This is a genomic window from Enterocloster aldenensis, assembly GCF_003434055.1.
In the GTDB taxonomy this organism is placed as follows: domain Bacteria; phylum Bacillota; class Clostridia; order Lachnospirales; family Lachnospiraceae; genus Enterocloster; species Enterocloster aldenensis.
The window spans coordinates 1-258 of sequence record NZ_QVEX01000061.1; the positions used below are offsets into that span (position 1 = coordinate 1).

The 258-nt window shown below is 44.6% G+C and carries 1 protein-coding gene; it reads left to right on the top strand.

Annotated elements, in window-relative coordinates; genetic code table 11:
• Positions 1-251 (top strand): sigma-70 family RNA polymerase sigma factor (locus tag DWX59_RS28490; protein WP_117563486.1); only part of this gene is annotated, 251 nt, incomplete at its 5' end.
• Positions 252-258: the final 7 nt, after the last annotated feature.

The window sequence follows — 258 nt, forward strand, 5'->3', positions numbered from 1 at the left end:
ATTCTGACAACGGCGATGCTCTTTATGTATTGGATCAGGTGAGCGACAACTGTGACGATAAAAGCTGGCTGGAAGAGCTTTCATTGAAGCAAGCCATGAGCGAGCTTCAGCCTCGTGAACGTAATATACTCTTCCTGCGCTTTTTCAAAGGACAAACTCAGGTGGAGGTAGCAAAAAATATTGGCATCTCTCAGGCACAGGTATCACGGCTTGAAAAAGGTGCATTGGAACACATCAAGAAAAGTATCTAACGTCTGT